The organism is Halorubrum sp. Hd13 (assembly GCF_002252755.1).
Taxonomy (GTDB): Archaea; Halobacteriota; Halobacteria; order Halobacteriales; family Haloferacaceae; genus Halorubrum.
In genome coordinates this window covers 1-16,476 of sequence record NZ_NHOY01000105.1, presented here as the reverse complement: position 1 = coordinate 16,476, position 16,476 = coordinate 1, and the positions used below count along the sequence as shown (strand labels likewise).

Here is a 16,476-nt window from a genome sequence, read left to right as displayed (position 1 = left end):
CATGGCAGGACCGGACCCCGCCGAACTGCGGCGGGTCGTCGACGCGTTCCCCGCGGCGGCCGACGGCGACGCGAGCGGCCGAATCGACGACCTCCTCGACGGAACGTACGGCAGGCTGAGACGCGACTGGTACCCCGAACTGGAGCGGCTGACCGAGACGTACGCCGACGGCGACGTCCTCCGCGAGGACGTGCTCGAACACGTCGAGGCGGTGCCGTCGTTCCGCCTCTCGGACGGCGCCGCGCCCCTCCCGGAGAAGCGCCGGGCGCTCGCGGCGGCCGACGAAGCGGCCGACGAGGTGGCCGAGATCGCCGGATGGTACGCGACGCTGCGGTCGATGCTCGACGACGACCCCGACGACCTGACCCGCTTCGAGCGGCTGCTCCACGGCTTCGGCTACGTCCTCGCGCACGGGCTCTTCCTCGGCGCGTCGTCGCCGAAGCGCGTCGTCCGGCGGCTCCGGCTGGCGTACCGGTCCGTGGGCGTGAGCATCGACGGGACCGACAGCGAGGCCGGCGCGGAGCGGACCGAGTTCACCTGTCCCTACCGCGGCGTGGGCGCGCGGGTCTACGGCGAGAAGTGGGTCTGCCACGAGAAGCTCGACCGCGTCGACGACGGCTACGTGACGTATCTCGGGGAGCGGGGGATCGACTACCAGCGGCCGCGGGACTGCGACGGGAGCGAGCGGTGTTACTCCACGGTCGCGCGCGACGGGCCGGAGCTGTGGTGGCCGAAGACCGCGCCCGCGGCGGTCCGCGCTCGGTCGTGACCCGGGACCGTCGACGGTCGCGACCGCGGGCCCGAGCGGGTGAGGGGAGCGGGGCGAGCGGAGCGCGCTCGGGCGACGGCTCACCCGAGGCGGCCGACGACGAGCGCGTCGCGCGGCGGATCCAACGCGGCTACGGTGCGTGGGCGCGGGTGTACGACTGGTTCGCGCGAGCGACCGCGTCGGTCGGGGACGTGCGGACGGGGTGCGTCCGCGCGCTCGACCTCGACCCCGGAGACACCGTCGTCGAGTTCGGCTGCGGCCCCGGCGTCAACGTCCCGGCGCTCCGGGAGGCCGTGGGCCCGACCGGGCGCGTCGTCGGCGTCGACATCACCGGCGCGATGCTCGGCCGGGCCCGCGGACTGGCGGAGCGGCGGGGGTGGGAGAACGTCGAGTTCGTGCGGGGCGACGCGACCGACCCGCCGGTCCGGTCGGCCGACGCGGTGCTCGCGACGTTCGTCACGTCCCTGTTCCCCGACCCGTACGCGGTCGTGAGCGACTGGTGCGAGCTGGCCGACGCGGTCGTCGTCGCGGCGTTCGCGCCGCGGGGGAACCGACCCGCGAACGCCGCTCTCGCCGGCTTCGCGCGGGTGAACGGGCGGCTGTTCGACCTGGACTCGGACGACCCGCTCGACCGACTGGACGCGCGGACGACGGCCGCGCGGCGGGCGCTCGCGGACAACGCGGAGACGGTGACCGAGGAGCGGTACCTCTTCGGGACGATCACGGCGTACGCCGGGCACGGTCGTGCGGTCGCTCCGGGTGAGTGACGGACGACCGAAGGGAGCCCGAGCGGAACGCAACGTTTAGCGCGCCCCCGGCCGCAGTGGCGGGCATGAGCTTCTTCGAGACGCTCGCGGCCCGGATCGAGTCGACGGACAGCGTCGTCTCGGTCGGCCTCGACCCGGACCCGAGCCGGCTCCCCGACTCCGTCGCCGACGCCGACCTGCCGCGGTGGGCGTTCAACCGCCGGATCATCGACGCGACCCACGAGCACGCCGCGTGCTACAAGCCCAACGCCGCGTTCTACGAGGACGCCGACGGCTGGCGCGCGCTCCGGGAGACGATCGCCTACGCCCACGGCAGGGACGTCCCGGTCCTGCTCGACGCCAAGCGCGCCGACATCGGTAACACCACGCGGCGGTACGCCGCGGCGCTCGACGACGCCGACGCGATCACGGTGAACCCGTACCTCGGTCGCGACTCCCTCCAGCCGTTCCTCGACCGCGCGGAGAAGGGCGTCTTCGTCCTCTGTCGCACCTCGAACCCCGGCGGGAGCGACCTCCAGGACCTCGAACTCGCCTCGGGCGAGCCGCTCTACGAACGGGTCGCGGCGCTCGCGGACGTGTGGAACGCGAACGACAACGTCGGCCTCGTGGTCGGCGCGACCGCCCCCGAGGAGCTGGCCGAGGTCCGCGAGATCGTCCCAGAGATCCCCTTCCTCGTCCCCGGCGTGGGAGCGCAGGGCGGCGACGCTGAGGCCGCGGTCGAACACGGGCTCGCCGACCGCCCGGACGCCGCCGTCGACGTGGGGCTCGTCAACTCCTCGCGCGGGATCATCTTCGCCGGCGAGGAGTCGAGCCGCCCGGACGACGAGGCGACGTACTTCGGCGCCGCGGGCGACGCGGCCAAGCGGCTCAAAAAGCGGCTGAACCGACACCGGTAGGCGGTCCGTCGACGACCGGCCGGCTTCGGGGCCGAGTCACTGCCGGCGGCCCTGCGTACACTCCGTGCAGAGGCCGGCGTCGTCGCTCCAGTGGTCCTCGCAGACGGCCCGCCCGCACTGCGGACAGCCGTGGCGCGCCGGCGCGGCCTCGCAGATCTGACAGATTCCGGTAACGCTCATACGGATCGTCGGGTCGGGTCGCTTATGAGTGTCGGGGGCGACCCCCGCGTATGCGCCAGTTCGTCGTCATCGGTCACGAGGTCCCGACCGACCCGGACGAGGTCTCGCTGTCGGACCTGCCCGGCGCGGGCCGGTTGGACCTGCTCTGTCGGTGCGTCGCGAGCGGCGTCTTCCTCTCGCACGGGATCCGCGAGTCCGTGCGGGTCCACCTCGTCGTCGCCGACGAGCTGACGGTCAGCTTCGACTCGGACAGCCTCCGCCACCTCCACCCGGACGAGCGCAACGTCGCCGCGCGGATCCGAGACGCGCTCGCCGCGAAGGCGGACGCGATCGGCCACATGCCCGCGGACGTCTCGCCGGGCGTCGAACTCCGCCGGATGGGACTGGAGGCGACGCTGGACCGGCTGCTCGACGCGGGCGGCACCGGCGCGTCCGTCGACCCGACGCTCGTCCAACTCCACGAGGACGGCGACCCCCTCGTCGACGCCGCCCCGCCGACCGATCCCGTGTTCGCTCTCTCCGACCACCGCGACTTCACCGACGGGGAAGAGGAACTGCTCGCGGAGCGCGCGGAGCGCCGCGTCCGCGTCGGTCCCGAACTGCTCCACGCCGACCACGCGGTCTCGGTCGTCCACAACTGGCTCGACACCGATGGGTACGACTCCTACTGATCGCCGGACGACGACCGCGCCGGCGACCGACGACCGGTTCGCGGTCCCGCTGCGAGGCGTCGCCGTCGACTCGGAGACGCGGTGCGCGCACTGGGACGACCCCGTGGACGTGATCGCGCTCCGCTTCGGCTGCTGTGCGACGTACTACCCCTGCGACGCCTGCCACGACACCGCGGCGGACCACCCGGCCGAGCCCTGGCCCCGCGACCGCTTCGACGAGCCGGCGGTGCTCTGCGGCGTCTGCGGCGCGACCCTCTCGGCCCGCGAATACCTCGACTGTGACGACGACGCCTGTCCGCGGTGCGGCGCCGATTTCAACCCCGGCTGTCGCGAGCACCGGGACCGGTACTTCGAGGCGTGACCCGGCCGTTCGTCGGGAACCGGCCGGTCGGCGACCCGGAGCCCGCTTCCGACATTCGGAAAGGTTAAAAGAACGAACGGCCTTCTGTCGAGTGCGGGCCGGTGGGGTAGCTTGGTATCCTTCGGCCTTCGGGTGGCCGTAACCACGATTCAAATTCGTGCCGGCCCATTTTCACCCCACTTCGCAACGACGAGCGCCAGCGAGGAGTCCGTAGTGCGGTGAAGCTGCCGCCGGGCGAATTCGAATCAGGGAGCAACTCTCCGATTTGCGACCGTGATTCAATATTCGTGCCGGCCCACTTCTCCCGCATTTCACCCAGCTAGCGACCGCGTTCGGGTGACCGTAACCGCACGCCCTCGCGAGCGAAGCGAGCGAGGGACGACGAGTCGCACGCCCGGGAAGCGACCGACGGGAGCGACCCGGACCGTCTCGTCCGTATTCGAATTCGCGCCGGCCCACGTCTCCCGCATCCGTCTGTCGACCCCGCAGCGACGCCTCGCCGACCCTGGGCGGCTCGGTCCGCCCGTTTCGAACGCGGTCTCACGCTCCGCTGTCCGAACTCCGGTTTTAACAACCTTCAAGTCCACCGCTAGCCGGATACAACACGAATGAGACTCTTCGCCTCGGCGTCGGACAGACGGCGGGGGATCCTCGCGGTCGTCGCCGTCCTGCTCGCGTTCGTGGGCCTCTACCTCCTCGTCCGGGAGTACTTGGGGTTCATCACGAACGCCGAGGCCCTGCGGGTGTGGCTCCGGCAGTTCGGCGTGCTCGCTCCGCTCGTGTTCATCGCCATCCAAGCCCTCCAAGTGATCGTCGCGCCCATCCCGGGGCAGGTCGTCGCACTCGTCGCCGGCTACCTCTTCGGCCCCTTCTGGGGCACGGTCTACAGCGTCACCGGCGTCCTCATCGGGAGCGCCATCGCCTTCTCGCTCGCGAAGCGGTACGGCCGGTCGTTCGTCGAGGACGTGCTTCACCCGGACGTGGTCGCCCGCTTCGACGAGTTCGTCGACACGGTCGGCGTCCCGGGGCTGTTCGCGTTCGTCATCATCCCCGGCCTCCCCGACGACGCGATCTGCTTTTTAAGCGGTCTCACGAAGTGGAAGCTCCCCACGTTCATCGCCGTGATCAGCGTGGGTCGCCTTCCCGCGTACGTGTTCACCGTCTACGCCGGCGGCCAGCTCGCGAGCGGGCGGTTCCTCTCCGGGTTCGGGCTCATCCTCACGGTCGTCCTCGCTTCCGTGGTCGGTTACTACAAGCAGGAGGCGATCCGCGACGTCCTCGCCCGGGTCGAACCGCGGCTTCCTTTTTAAGAGGTCGCCTGACTGGTCCCGGGTCAACCCCAAGTCCACCGCCGGTCGAGGACGAACCGGTAGACCCCGCTGAGGAAGATGGCGACCGCGTTCGCGATGAGATACAGGATTCCGCCCCACTCCACGAGCGCGTAGAGGACGCCGAGCTGGATCGGGATGGCGGTCCCGCGGACGAGGTTCGTCTTCGCCAGCCCGGAGAGGTACTCGATCGTGCCCGTGTTCTGGCTCGCTTCGAACGTCCACGCGTTGTTGAACACGTACGAGAGAATGATCGTGATCTCGATGGCGACCGCCGCGCCGATCAGGTAGTTGATCCCGGCGGCGTCGACGAACAGCCAGAGCAGCCCCATCTGAATCCCCGCTGTGAACGCGCCGACGGTGACGAACCGGCGCATTTGGACGGCGATCGGTCCGCTGACGAGGTTGCGGAGGATCGCCCGGACCATCACCGATAGCCAAGCGCCTCGAGCCGGGCCTCGAGGTCCTCGTCGACCTCGTCGTCCCCGGCGGCGTCCCCCTCCCGGTCGCGGAGCTCGGCGACGTGGTCCGCGGCGATCGGCGCGAAGCGCTCGACGACGGCCAGCTCCTCGTCGGTCGGGTCCGCGGACAGGTCCTCCTGCTGGGTCGGGTCCGAGGGACGGTGGTACAGCTCCGTCTCGCCCGTGTCCGCGTTCTCGACGTACGTCCACTCGGCGTCACGGACGCTCACGAGGAGGTCGCCGTCGGCCATCGACCGCGGGATCGGCTGCTCGGTCACCTCCTCGCCGCGGACGGTCACGGAGACGACGGGCTCCTGATCGGGGTCGGCGTCCCCTCGGACCGCGGGCGTCACCGACTCCCCGCGCCACTCCGGCGGCGACTCGACGCCGAGCAGGTCGGCCACGGTCGGCGGGATCGCGTCGAGGCCGACGTGTTCGGAGACGCGCCCGCCGTCCTCGCCGGGGACGTTGACGATGAACGGGACGCGGATCAGCTCGTCGTACAGCTTCGGGTAATGCGCAAGGTGGCCGTGTTCCTGGAACTCCTCGCCGTGGTCGCCCGCGACGACGATCGCGGTCTCGTCGGCGACGCCGGCCGCCTCCAGGGCGTCGAGCAGCCGGCCCACGCTGGCGTCCACCTGTCGCACGGTCGCCTGGTACAGCGTCCGGAGGTCGCGGAGGGTCCGCTCGCCAACCTCGAGTCCGAGGCTCGTGCGGGTGTGCGCGTGGAGCATCCGGTGGGTCCCGACGAGCCCGTCGGACACCTCGCGGATGTACCGCGGCGCCGGGACGTACGGCGTGTGCGTGTCCATGTAGTGGGTCCACAGGAAAAACGGTCCGTCGGCGTCGTCGATGAACTCCGTCGCGGCGTCCTCGACGTCGAACATGCGCGAGGCGTCGAGGAAGGGGCGGTCGTCGCTCTGGCCGCTGACCTTGGACTTGAGTCGGCGGAACGGCGAGGCGAGCAGCTGGATCCACGCTTCGACCGTCGGGTGGGCCGCGAGATACCGGCTGTACCGGCTCGACCCGACGCTGGTGACGAACGGCTCGAACTCGTCGAACCCCTCGGGGTACCCCCAGTGAGACGTGAGGAAGCCGTTGGCGGCGTTGAAGCCGCCGGTTTCGATCCGCGCCTCCGAGAGCACCGAAGCCAGCGTCCGCGCGCCGGTCACGCCGATGTCGCCGTTCCGGGCGAAAACGGGTTCGGACGCGAGGATCGACGGGAACGAAAAGGGCGTCCAGTTCCCGGTCGCGAACGCCCGGTCGAACGTCGTTCCGTCGTCGGCGAGGTCGTCGAGTACCGGCGAGATCCGATCGGTGTCGTACGGTGCTATCGCGTCGGCTCGCAGCGAGTCTATCGTGACGAGAACGACGTTCGATACGGTCTCGTCCGCGTGTGAGGTGTCCGGTGCCATGTTATGCGGTGGGTGTCTCCGTCGTCGCGACGCCGCGGGACGGCCCGACCGGTCGGACCGCGAATTTTCGGCGGCCCGACTGGGGCGCGGATCTCCGTTGACGCGGTGAGCCATCGGCCGGCCCGCGTCTCGTCGAGCCGCGCGTCAGCAACACGAGTATACCCCAGAGAGCGCTTGCCAACGGCTTGAGGATTTCGATCTCGGAGACGGCGGGAGCGTAGCTATTTGCCGCGGGCCCGCGAAGGGGCAGATATGAGCGATGCGACGACCGAGGCGGTCCGCGGCGTCGACGCCCTCGACGCCGACGTCCCGGGCGACGAGATTCCCGAGTCGGTGCCGGCCGAGTCGCGGGCCGTGGAGACGAACGGCGTCCGGCTCCACGTCGTCGAGGCGGGGCCGGAAGACGGGAAGCTGCTCGTCCTACTCCACGGGTTCCCGGAGTTCTGGTACGGCTGGCACGAGGCGATCGCGACGCTCGCCAACGCCGGGTACCGCGTCGTGGTCCCGGACCAGCGCGGGTACAACCTCTCGGAGAAACCGCCGGCCGTGAGCGACTACCGGATCGACGAGCTCGCCCGCGACGTCGTCGGCATCGTCGACGCGTACGGGCGGGACACCGCCGCCGTCGCCGGCCACGACTGGGGGGCGGCGGTGGGGTGGTGGCTCGCGCTCCACCACGCCGACCGCGTCTCCGAATTCGTCGCCGCGAACGTCCCGCATCCGACCGTCTTCGAGGAGACGCTCCGGAGCTCGTGGGACCAGCGGCTCAAGAGCTGGTACGTGCTCGCGTTCCAGCTCCCGAAGCTCCCCGAGGCGGTCGCCAGCGCGGGCGACTGGCGGCTGGCCGTCCGCGGGCTCCGCGACTCCAGCAACCCCGGCACGTTCGGCGACGAGGACGTTCGTCGCTACCGCCGCGCGTGGAACCGCGAGGGCGCCTTCGAGGCGATGGTGAACTGGTACCGGGCGATCGTTCGAGACCGGCCAACTCCGGAGCACACCCGCGTCGAGGTCCCGACGCTGGTGATCTGGGGCGCGAAGGACCGCTTCCTCACCAAGCGAATGGCCGGCCGGAGCGTGGAGCACTGCACCGACGGTCGACTGGTGACCCTTGACGCCGCGACGCACTGGGTCGTCCACGAGGAGCCGCACCGGGTCGCGGAGGCGATCGCCGAGCACGCGGACCCGCTCCCGCCCGGCGCGCGCGAGTGACCTCGCCACGGACCTTTTATACCGACGGCCACCACCGTGAGGCATGACGCTCGACAGATACGCGGACGCCGTCGCCGACCTCGACCCCGCGCCGGGCGAGGTGGAGACCGCCGAGCTCGTCGTCACCGACGACGTGCTCGTCAAGGCGTTCGTCCTCGGCCCGGACGCCGCCGTCGACCCGCACGAACACGCCGACTCGACCAACGTCTTCCACGTTATCGAGGGGGAGCCGACGGTCGTCAGAGACGACGCCGAGGAGGCGCTCTCGGCGCCCGCGGTGGTCCCGAACGAGCGCGGCGAGGTCCACGGCGCGCGCAACGAGACCGACGAGCGAGCCGTGCTCACGGCGAGCCTCTGCCCGCTCCCCTGATGGACGGTGAGGTCGACCCCGAGGAGCTCGCGGCGCTTCTCGACGAAGAGGACGGAGCCGACGGCGACGCGGACGGGAGCGAGGACGACGAGGGCGGTCTCCGGATCGTCGACATCCGCGACCGGCGGGCGTTCGACCGCGGCCACCTCCCCGGCAGCGAGTGCGTTCCGTTCCCCGAGCTGACGACCCGCGTCGAGGGGCTGACCGGCGCCTCGCGGATCGTCACCGTCTGCCCGCACGGGATCGCCAGCCGGCAGGCCGCACAGCTGATCGGGAGCTACGCCGGGATCGGGGACGCGCGCGTCGAGAGCCTCCGCGGGGGCGTCGAAGCGTGGCAGCGCGACGTCGGCGAGTTAGAGACGACGGACGGGGAGAGCGGCGAGGCCGGCGAGGCCGACGAGCGCGACGGCGGGACCGACGAAGGGCCCGACGCCCCCTTCTGATCAGGGGCGGCGCCGGCCGAACGTCACGGCGGCGACGATCAGCGCGAGCACGGCGGCGACGGGACCGAACCCGGGGACGCCGTCGTCGGTCGCGCCGGCGACGGGGCCGTTCCGCTCGACGGTGACGGTCGTCGACGCCCCGTCGACCGGGCCGACGACGCTCACGTTCGCTTCCCGATCGCCGCCGATCACGCGGGTGCCTCCCGACTCCCCGAGCGTGACGTTCCGAGCGACGGTCGTTTGGTCGCCGGAATCGAGTCTGACGGGCGCGGTGGCGACCGTCTCCCCGTCGACGCGGAACTCGACGTCGGCGCCCGCGGGGAGCCTCGCGTCGTTTCCGACGGTCGCGGTGACGCGGACCGGGTCGCCGGCGGTCACGCGCTCTGCGGCGGTCGAGACGCCGCGAACCGACGGCGGCGCGGGCTCCGAGACGACGACCGTCAGCCGCTCGCCGGCGACCCGGACCGCGTGTTCGCCGGGCTCCGCGAAGGCGCGCTCGAAGCGCACCGTGGTCTCCGCGCCCGCGTCGACCGTGCCGGTCCGCGTCGCGACCGCGTCGCCGTCGACGGTCAGCGCGAGGTCGTACTCGCCCGCGACGCCGCCGGTGTTGGCGACGTCGACCGCCGCCGCGAGCGTCTCGCCCGCGACGAGTTCCACGGGGCCGCGGGCGACGGGACGGTCGCGGTACTCGCCGGTCGCCCGGACGCCGTCGTCGGCGAGGGCGTAGCCGACCTGCGCCGGCGTCTCGCCGAACGCCTCGGCGTGGGCCCCGCGGTCCCACGTCTCCGCCGTCGCCCGCGTGGTCGTCAGGCGCTCGGCCTCGGCGCGGACCGCCGCCGCGGTCTCGGCGTCGGCCCCCTCGGCCGCGGCCGCCTCGATCGCGTCGAGGATATCCTCGTTGGTGACCGGTCCGTCAGCGGCGTTCAGCTCGCGGAGGACCGTCGCCAGCGAGGCGCTCCCGTCCGTCGCGACGCGGAGCCGACGGTCGATCTCGCCCGCGACGAGCGCCCCCTTCGTGTAGTCCGGGTTCCGCTCCCACGTTCCGGGGTCGGCGAGCACCGCGGAGGCGTCGGGGTCGCGCTCGCCGCGCGCCAGCGTCCGCTCGAACTCCTCGAAGTCGGCGGCGCCGCGGTCGAGCGCGAACAGCGCGGCGTAGTAGGTCGCGCTCGCCTCGGTGATCCACCGGCCGCTCGCGTCGGTCCGGTACGCCTGCCGCGTGTGGACGTACTCGTGGGTCCAGACGTCGGTCGCGGTACCCGCCGGCTCCGCGTCCCGGACCCACAAGTCGGCGTCGCCGACCTGGAGCCCGCGGACGCCCCACCCGACGTCGCCGGTGGGCGCCGCCACCGCGAACACCGTCTCGTCGCGCGCGCCGACCTGCAGCGCGGTCGACACCGACTCGAAGACGCCGAACACCTCCTCGGGAGGCGCTTCGAGGTCGGCCGACGCGGGGACGATCAGCCGGTAGCGCTGGCCGCCGGCCTCGCGGACGTGCTCCTCGTAGGGGCCGAGGAACGCCATCGCCTGCGATGCGACTCCCTCGCCGTCGACGGCGTTCTCGCGCGTCAGCCGGACCTGTCCGTCGTACCGGCCGGTGTACGACCAGCTCGCTCTCGTCCGCGGCGTCCGGACCAGCGCCCACTCGCCCGCGTCGACGAACCGGTAGGAGCCGCGGGCGCCGAGCGGGCCCGCCTCCTCGACGGTGTCGTTCGCGTCCATCGCGTAGGTGAGCGAGGGGGTCGCCGTCTCCCCGTCCCACGCCCACGTCGATCCGTCGGCGCCGGCGTCGTCGGCCGGCTCGAAGCCGTCGGCCTCGACCGCGGCGTCGTTCGCGCTGAGGAGTGTCACTCGAAGCTCCGTGACGCGGTCGGGGATCTCCGCCCGCGTCGTGACCCCGACCGTTCCGCGTTCGTCGGTCGCGAACAGCTCGTTTCGCAGGCGGATCGCGTCGGAGTCGTCGGCCTGAGCCGTCCGAGCGGCTCGGTCGGCGGCGGACGAGACGCTCTCGCCCCCGTCGAGCGACGCGGGACCGACCGATCCGTGGGAGACGTGCTCGGCAGCGCCCGCACGCTCCCCGACCGCCGCGCTCCCGGCGGCCGGCAGCGCGGCCGCGAGCAGCATCGCGACGAGGAGGACGGCGAGAACAGACCGAACCGCGGGATCCGACCCCGACCGTGTCATGGATCCACCACCGTGCGACGCCGACAAATGCCTGTTCCTCTCGGCGGGAACACGCGTCGCTCCCGAGCCCGGACGCGAGACATAAAAAAGCCGATCGACGAGGGGGGGAGAGGGAGCGTGTGTCGTCCCTCCACGCCATAATTCGCCTTCGAGAGACATAGTTATAATCCGCATACCACCGGTCGCGGCGGACTCGCGTCCGCGTCCACGGACCGCGTCAGATCCCGTGGATCCGGGCGGTCCAGAAGTCGCGGAAGGCGTCTTCGAGGGCGGCCTTCGGCTTCCCGGTCGCGTCCGAGACGTCGGTGACGTCGGCGTGGTCGCGCACCTCGCCGAGCACGCTCCGCTCGCCGACGAGGATCACGCGGTCGACGTCGTCCGCGTCGGCGACGGCGGCCAGCTCGCGGCTCGCCTTCTTCAGGTGGTCGGCGATCTGTCCCTCGCGGCGGCGCTCGAAGCGCCCCTGCGAGAAGCCGCCCTTCGAGTGGGCCTCCTTCACGTCGGAGGTGAACCCCTCGAAGGCGACGCGCTCGGTCCCCTCGTACGTGCCCATCGCGAACGTGTCGGAGCGGACCACGGCGAAGGCGAACCGGCCGGTCGGGCGGAACCACGTCTCCGCCAGTCGGAAGGCGTCGTCCCACCGGTCGAAGGGCTCGGGCGCGATCGGGGGCGCGATCGCCGCGCTCACGGCGCCCGAGTCGTCGGCGAGGACGACCGCGGGCGCGGCCCGTCGGACGAGTCGGGCTCGGTCACCGAACCAGTCGGAGACGCTCGTCGGCACCGCGTCGTCGCTCGGGACGAAGGCCGTGAGCAGCCCCTCCGGGTCGTCGCTCTCGACCGCCCGAAACCGGTCGAGGATGTCGGTCAGGCGGTCGCCGCGGGCGTCGCTCACGCGCCGGAACTCGACGGACGCCTCCTCGCCCTCCGTCCGACTCAGTCGCTCCTCCAGCGACTCGATCCGGTGTTCGAGATCGTTGACGCGCTCCTCGGCGCGCTGGCGGTCGGCGACCGCGTCGGACCGGCGCTCCTCCTCGGCCTCGGCGCGGCGTTCGAGGTGGCGCTTCTCCTCCGCTAACTCCGCGATCTTCTCTTTCAGCTCGGCGCGCCCGAGCAGCCTGTCGATCATACCGAACCCGCGACCGCCGCCGACCTAAAAGATGCGTCTGCGGCGAGGGGACTCCGACTTCACTTATAAATAACCGCAGTGGCGCGCGCCTCCGAGCGGGCCACCGGGCGCGAGTAGCGAGGGACCGAAGGTCCCTCTGACAGCCGGCGGCTACACCGCCGGCGAGAGCGCGCGCGAGGGAGTCGGTGGTCCAGAGCGAAGCGGAGGACCACCGACAGGGCGAGAGCGAAGCTCTCGCTTGCAACCGGACGTAGTCCGGTGACGAGGCTGGGGAGGCGTGAGGCGCGGCGCGGTCGCGGAGGGCGGGACTCAAAGGGGCAGTCGCCGGCGGCTTCGCCGCCGGCTGCCAGAGGCGCTTCGCGCCTCGCTGTCGCGAGGGCGAAGCACGACGACGTTAGTACCGCAGCGAATGAGCGAACGGAGTGAGTGACTGAGCGAGGAACGCAACGAGTCGCGCGAGTCCTCGCGGCTGGGGCTTTGGAGGAGTTCAGCGTCGCTCGCCGGTCGACGACTTATAAGCTACAGACGACACCGCCGCGAAAATCGAAACCAGTACCCGAGTCTTAAGCGTTCACGTGTGGCTCCCAGCCCTCCCAGCGCAACAGCGCCTCCGCCCGATCCGCGTCCGCCAGCAGGACGTTCTTCCGGTCCGGGAGGGTCTCGTCCGCGAGCTCGTGGGGGAGCGCGAGCGTCCCGCTCGGCACGTCGTCGTCGCCGGCGACCGGGATGTGACCGGCGCCGACCTTCATCACGAGCGGCGCGTCGAGTCGCTCTACCCCCTCGCCGTCCGCGTAGAGCTGCTCGTTGACCTGCTCGTGGTCGGCCCGCCGGATGACGGCGCGGTCGCCGTCGTGGGGCTCGACGTACAGTTCCCCCAGGTAGTAGCCGCTGGAAAATCGCTCGAACATGCTATGCGTGATAACCTCTGGCACGGTAGTATATAAGCGTTACCCGGCGCGTGAGTGACGTTGATAATCGACCGCCTCGCGACGGCCGTTAAAAAATCGGAGCCGGCCGGCCGTTACGCGCCGTCCGACCGCCGCGCGACCTCGTGACGGCCGAAGCCGTACCGGAGCCGGTTGGCGAGCCGTCGAGAGAAGCGACCCTCGTTCCGCGAGTCGAACCGCTCGGCGAGCGCCTGGTAGATGAGCGGGACGGGGACCTCCTGTTCGAGCGCCTCCTCGACCGTCCACGTGCCGGTCGATCCGCCGGCGACGCGGTCGGCGACGTCGCCCAAGTCGGACCCCTCCTCGCGGAACGCCTCCTCGCACAGCTCCAGGAGCCACGACCGGATGACTGCGCCGTTGTTCCACGTCCGAGCGACCGACTCCATGTCGAGGTCGTACCGCCCCTCGGCGAGCAGCTCGAACCCCTCGCCGTACGCCTGCATCAGCGCGTACTCCACGCCGTTGTGGACCATCTTCACGTAGTGGCCCGACCCCGACTCGCCCATCCGGTCGTGGCCGTCCGGCCCGGTCGCGACCGCGTCGAAGACGGGGACGAGCGCCTCGTAGGCCCACTCGGGGCCGCCGATCATCAGGGAGAAGCCCGCCTCGGCACTGGCGGGGCCGCCGGACGTGCCGCAGTCGAGGTAGGCGGCGTCCGTCTCCTCGGCGCGCCTGACGGATTCGTGGAACCGAGAGTTCCCCCCGTCGACGACCACGTCGTCGCCGTCGAGGTGCGGCTCCAAGTCCGCGAGGGTGGCGTCGACCGCGTCGCCGGCGGGCACCATGAGCCAGATCCGCTTCTCCTCGCCGAGCCGGTCGCAGAGGTCGTCGAGCGAGTCCGCGGGCGTCGCGCCCGCCTCCGCCGCCGTCGCGGTCGCCTCCGCCGAGAGGTCGAACGCGACCACGTCGTGACCCGCCGCCAGCGACCGGTTCACGACGATCTGCCCCATCCGCCCGAGTCCGATGACGCCGAGTTCCATGCGCGAGGGGTGGCGACCGCCCGCCGTAGTGGTTCCGGTTCGGCGGTCGCAAGCGCGTTCCCCAACCGTTTTGATCGCCGCTCTCGTGCGACCACCATGCCACGAGTTAGCGAAGACGAACTCGACTGGACGGAGACGGACCGCGGCGAGACCCGGTTCCGGCGGAAGCAGCTCGCCGAGGCGGCCGGCGGCGAGGGGATCGGCTGTAGCCTCTACGAACTCCCGGCCGGGGCGAAGTCGTGGCCGTACCACTACCACACAGCCAACGAGGAGGCGCTCTACGTCCTCGCGGGCGAGGCGACCCTGCGGCACGACGGCGAGATGTACGCGATCGAGGCCGGTGATTACGTCGCGTTCGCGGCGGACGAGTCCGGCGCCCACCGCGTCGTCAACGATGGCGACGAGCCGGTGCGGTACCTCGCGCTGTCGACGATGACCGAGCCCGACGTGACGGTGTATCCCGACTCCGGCACGTTCGGGGTCTACGTCGGCTCGCCCCCGGGCGGCCGCGAGGAGCGCTCGTTGGAGGGGTACTACGAGACCGACGGCGACGTCGACTACTGGGAGATGTGAGCGGTGCTCGACCGACGAAGCGGCGTCGCCGCCGGTCGCTCGGGCGATCAGACGTCCTCCGCTCCGCTCTCGGCGGCCGCCTCGCGCTCGCCGAGGTGCGCTCGGAGCGCGTCGACGTCCTTGTTGCCCGCGCCGGTGTTCAGCAGGACGACGGTGTCGTCGGGGCCGAACTCACCGGACTCCGCGAGCGCGAACGCCCCCGAGACGGCGGCCGCGCAGGTCGCGCCGACCTCCAGCCCCTCCGTCCGGGCGACGTCGACCGCGGCGTCGAGGATCTCCCGGTCCGTCGTCGCCACCGCCCCGCCGTCGGACTCCCTGACCGCGTCCAGGATCAGGTGACTCGCGCCCGGGTCCGGGATCGCGATCCCGTTACAGACCGTGTCGACCTCGTCGTCGGGGACGGGCTCGTGGCTGTCGGCGCCCGCCTCGTAGGCGTCGACGACGGGCGCACAGCCGGCCGCCTGCGCGGCGTACATCGGGACGAGCCCGTCGGTCCACCCCAGATCGCTGACCTCGCGGGCCGCCTTGTGCATCCCGACCAGCCCGACGCCCCCGCCGGTGGGGTAGACGACGCCGTCGGGCGCCTCCCAGTCGAGCTGTTCGAGGAGCTCTAACGCCATCGTCTTCTTCCCCTCGTGGCGGTACGGCGTGACGAACGTCTTCGTCGAGTACCAGTCGGGGTGGTCGTCCATCGCCTCGGCGTACGCGGCCCCGGCGTCGCCGATCTGAGAGTTCCCGTCCATCGGGCCGGCCACGGTGAGCTCCGCTCCGTGGACCTCCGTCATCGCCTTCTGCGTGAATCCCGCCCGCGACGGGAGGAACACGTGCGCGTCCAGGTCCGCCCGCGCGGCGTACGCGGCCGCCGCCTGCCCCGCGTTGCCGGCGCTGTTCAGCGCGACCGTCTCGGCGCCGTGCTGGCGCGCGGCCGTCATCGCGAGCGACTGCCCGCGGTCCTTGAACGTCCCCGTCGGGTTCGCGCCCTCGTCTTTCAGCAGGACCCGCCCGACGCCCATCGCGTCGGCGAGCGCGGGACACTCGACGAGCGGCGTCGCGCCCTCCCCGAGCGACACCGCGGTCTCCGGCGCGAACGGGAGCAGGTCCGCGTACCGCCACATCGACTCGAAGGGCCGCTCCGCGAGCGCCGCGGGCGTCAGGTCGATCCGGTCGTAGTCGTACGCGGGGTCCAAGATCCCGTCGCAGTCGGGACAGCGGTGGGTCGCCGTCGCCGCGTCGAACGTCTCCCCGCAGTCGACACACGAGAGTCCAGTGAACGCGTCCGTCGTCTCCATGTGGGGCCGGTCGGCCGCGCTCGACTTCGATGCACCGATCTCGACGATCTCGGGCCGCCGACCGACTACTTAAGATCGAAACGAATGAAGGGACACCGGGAGGGAGCGAGGCGCCGTACCGTCAGACGAATGTCAAGAAACGACGGCACGAAGGCCGCCGCGAGGGGGAACCGATGAGCCGGACGCGACTGCGGCTCGACCTCCCCGCCGACTCCTGGCTCGGCGAGGCCTCCCGCTCCGCCCCCGACGCGTCGCTCCGGGTCACGGGGACCGTGGCGGGGGACGAAGGCGACGTCACCGGGCTGGCGGCGAGGGGGATCGGCCGCGTCGAAGCCGTCGAGGCCCTCCGCGGTCACGACCGCGTGGACGACGTCGATATCGTCGGAGAGAGCGAGGCGGAGACGGTCGCCCGCGTGGCCGCCCCGCCCCCGTCGTACGTCGCCGCCGCCCGCCGGGCCGGCGTCCCGACCGAGTCGCCGGTCGAGGTCGCCGACGGTCGCGCGACCCTCG

The 16,476-nt window shown here is 71.8% G+C and carries 18 protein-coding genes, 1 tRNA gene and 1 pseudogene; 12 read left to right on the top strand and 8 right to left on the bottom strand.

Going from position 1 to position 16,476, the window contains the following annotated elements; translation table 11 throughout:
• The first annotated feature begins 1 nt into the window (after position 1).
• The 3 genes from DJ81_RS13740 (at position 2) to pyrF (ending at position 2,432) form a co-directional block, all read left to right on the top strand.
• Positions 2-769 (top strand): hypothetical protein, encoded by a 768-nt coding sequence (locus DJ81_RS13740; protein WP_094522623.1) that lies wholly within the window; start codon positions 2-4, stop codon positions 767-769.
• Entirely contained in the window at positions 727-1,536 is an 810-nt protein-coding gene (locus DJ81_RS13735) for a class I SAM-dependent methyltransferase (protein ID WP_094590250.1), read from the top strand. The genes DJ81_RS13740 and DJ81_RS13735 overlap by 43 nt, the downstream gene beginning before the upstream one ends.
• 65 nt (positions 1,537-1,601) lie before the next feature.
• A complete protein-coding gene (gene pyrF, locus DJ81_RS13730; RefSeq protein ID WP_094590166.1) occupies positions 1,602-2,432 on the top strand; it encodes an orotidine-5'-phosphate decarboxylase in 831 nt (276 codons plus the stop codon).
• Positions 2,433-2,468: 36 nt separating this feature from the next.
• Here pyrF and DJ81_RS19330 read toward each other — a convergent pair whose 3' ends face one another.
• The gene (locus DJ81_RS19330; RefSeq protein WP_170938334.1) at positions 2,469-2,612 is read right to left on the bottom strand and encodes a hypothetical protein; all 144 of its coding nucleotides are present in this window, start codon (positions 2,610-2,612) and stop codon (positions 2,469-2,471) included.
• Positions 2,613-2,662: 50 nt separating this feature from the next.
• Between DJ81_RS19330 and trmY the strand changes: the two genes are divergently transcribed.
• The 4 genes from trmY to DJ81_RS13710 all read left to right on the top strand — a co-directional run bounded on the left by trmY (position 2,663) and on the right by DJ81_RS13710 (position 4,954).
• Positions 2,663-3,283: a tRNA (pseudouridine(54)-N(1))-methyltransferase TrmY gene (gene trmY / locus DJ81_RS13725; protein WP_094527505.1), complete on the top strand. Its 621-nt coding sequence runs from the start codon at positions 2,663-2,665 to the stop codon at positions 3,281-3,283.
• On the top strand, positions 3,264-3,644 hold the full coding sequence (locus DJ81_RS13720; protein WP_094590164.1) for a CHY zinc finger protein: 381 nt from the start codon (positions 3,264-3,266) through the stop codon (positions 3,642-3,644). Before trmY ends, DJ81_RS13720 begins: the two co-directional genes overlap by 20 nt.
• 95 nt (positions 3,645-3,739) lie before the next feature.
• Positions 3,740-3,812: transfer RNA gene (locus DJ81_RS13715), tRNA-Pro, on the top strand.
• A 440-nt stretch (positions 3,813-4,252) separates the two neighbouring features.
• Complete coding sequence (locus DJ81_RS13710; protein WP_094522631.1) at positions 4,253-4,954, top strand: TVP38/TMEM64 family protein; 702 nt, start codon at positions 4,253-4,255, stop codon at positions 4,952-4,954.
• A gap of 23 nt (positions 4,955-4,977) precedes the next feature.
• On the opposite strand, the gene DJ81_RS13705 is transcribed toward DJ81_RS13710, so the two are convergent.
• Both DJ81_RS13705 and DJ81_RS13700 read right to left on the bottom strand, forming a co-directional pair.
• Positions 4,978-5,400, bottom strand: coding sequence for a GtrA family protein (locus DJ81_RS13705; RefSeq protein WP_094527507.1), 423 nt, complete (start codon positions 5,398-5,400; stop codon positions 4,978-4,980).
• On the bottom strand, positions 5,400-6,848 hold the full coding sequence (locus DJ81_RS13700; RefSeq protein ID WP_094590162.1) for a sulfatase: 1,449 nt from the start codon (positions 6,846-6,848) through the stop codon (positions 5,400-5,402). The genes DJ81_RS13705 and DJ81_RS13700 overlap by 1 nt, the downstream gene beginning before the upstream one ends.
• Before the next feature lie 252 nt (positions 6,849-7,100).
• Between DJ81_RS13700 and DJ81_RS13695 the strand changes: the two genes are divergently transcribed.
• The 3 genes from DJ81_RS13695 to DJ81_RS13685 are packed head-to-tail and all read left to right on the top strand — an operon-like array spanning position 7,101 to position 8,870.
• Positions 7,101-8,057: an alpha/beta fold hydrolase gene (locus DJ81_RS13695; protein WP_094527509.1), complete on the top strand. Its 957-nt coding sequence runs from the start codon at positions 7,101-7,103 to the stop codon at positions 8,055-8,057.
• Between the two features lie 43 nt (positions 8,058-8,100).
• Positions 8,101-8,427 (top strand): cupin domain-containing protein, encoded by a 327-nt coding sequence (locus DJ81_RS13690; protein ID WP_094522639.1) that lies wholly within the window; start codon positions 8,101-8,103, stop codon positions 8,425-8,427.
• Positions 8,427-8,870 carry a rhodanese-like domain-containing protein gene (locus DJ81_RS13685; protein WP_094522641.1) on the top strand — a complete coding sequence of 148 codons (444 nt, stop codon included), beginning with the start codon at positions 8,427-8,429 and terminating at the stop codon, positions 8,868-8,870. The genes DJ81_RS13690 and DJ81_RS13685 overlap by 1 nt, the downstream gene beginning before the upstream one ends.
• Here the strand turns inward: DJ81_RS13685 and DJ81_RS13680 are convergent, their stop codons facing one another.
• The 4 genes from DJ81_RS13680 to gnd form a co-directional block, all read right to left on the bottom strand.
• Positions 8,871-11,051: a PGF-CTERM sorting domain-containing protein gene (locus tag DJ81_RS13680; protein WP_249269136.1), complete on the bottom strand. Its 2,181-nt coding sequence runs from the start codon at positions 11,049-11,051 to the stop codon at positions 8,871-8,873.
• 217 nt (positions 11,052-11,268) lie between these two features.
• Positions 11,269-12,177, bottom strand: a complete 909-nt coding sequence (locus tag DJ81_RS13675) for a Vms1/Ankzf1 family peptidyl-tRNA hydrolase (RefSeq protein WP_094590160.1) — start codon at positions 12,175-12,177, stop codon at positions 11,269-11,271.
• Between the two features lie 563 nt (positions 12,178-12,740).
• The gene (locus DJ81_RS13670; RefSeq protein ID WP_094522647.1) at positions 12,741-13,085 is read right to left on the bottom strand and encodes a DUF5802 family protein; all 345 of its coding nucleotides are present in this window, start codon (positions 13,083-13,085) and stop codon (positions 12,741-12,743) included.
• Between the two features lie 113 nt (positions 13,086-13,198).
• The gene (gene gnd / locus DJ81_RS13665; protein WP_094522649.1) at positions 13,199-14,104 is read right to left on the bottom strand and encodes a phosphogluconate dehydrogenase (NAD(+)-dependent, decarboxylating); all 906 of its coding nucleotides are present in this window, start codon (positions 14,102-14,104) and stop codon (positions 13,199-13,201) included.
• A gap of 96 nt (positions 14,105-14,200) precedes the next feature.
• Between gnd and DJ81_RS13660 the strand changes: the two genes are divergently transcribed.
• A complete protein-coding gene (locus DJ81_RS13660) occupies positions 14,201-14,677 on the top strand; it encodes a cupin domain-containing protein (RefSeq protein ID WP_094590158.1) in 477 nt (158 codons plus the stop codon).
• Positions 14,678-14,724: 47 nt separating this feature from the next.
• Here DJ81_RS13660 and DJ81_RS13655 read toward each other — a convergent pair whose 3' ends face one another.
• A complete protein-coding gene (locus DJ81_RS13655; protein ID WP_094590156.1) occupies positions 14,725-15,966 on the bottom strand; it encodes a threonine synthase in 1,242 nt (413 codons plus the stop codon).
• Positions 15,967-16,139: 173 nt separating this feature from the next.
• Between DJ81_RS13655 and DJ81_RS13650 the strand changes: the two are divergent.
• Positions 16,140-16,476, top strand: a pseudogene (locus tag DJ81_RS13650) (bacterio-opsin activator); the annotation flags it as partial.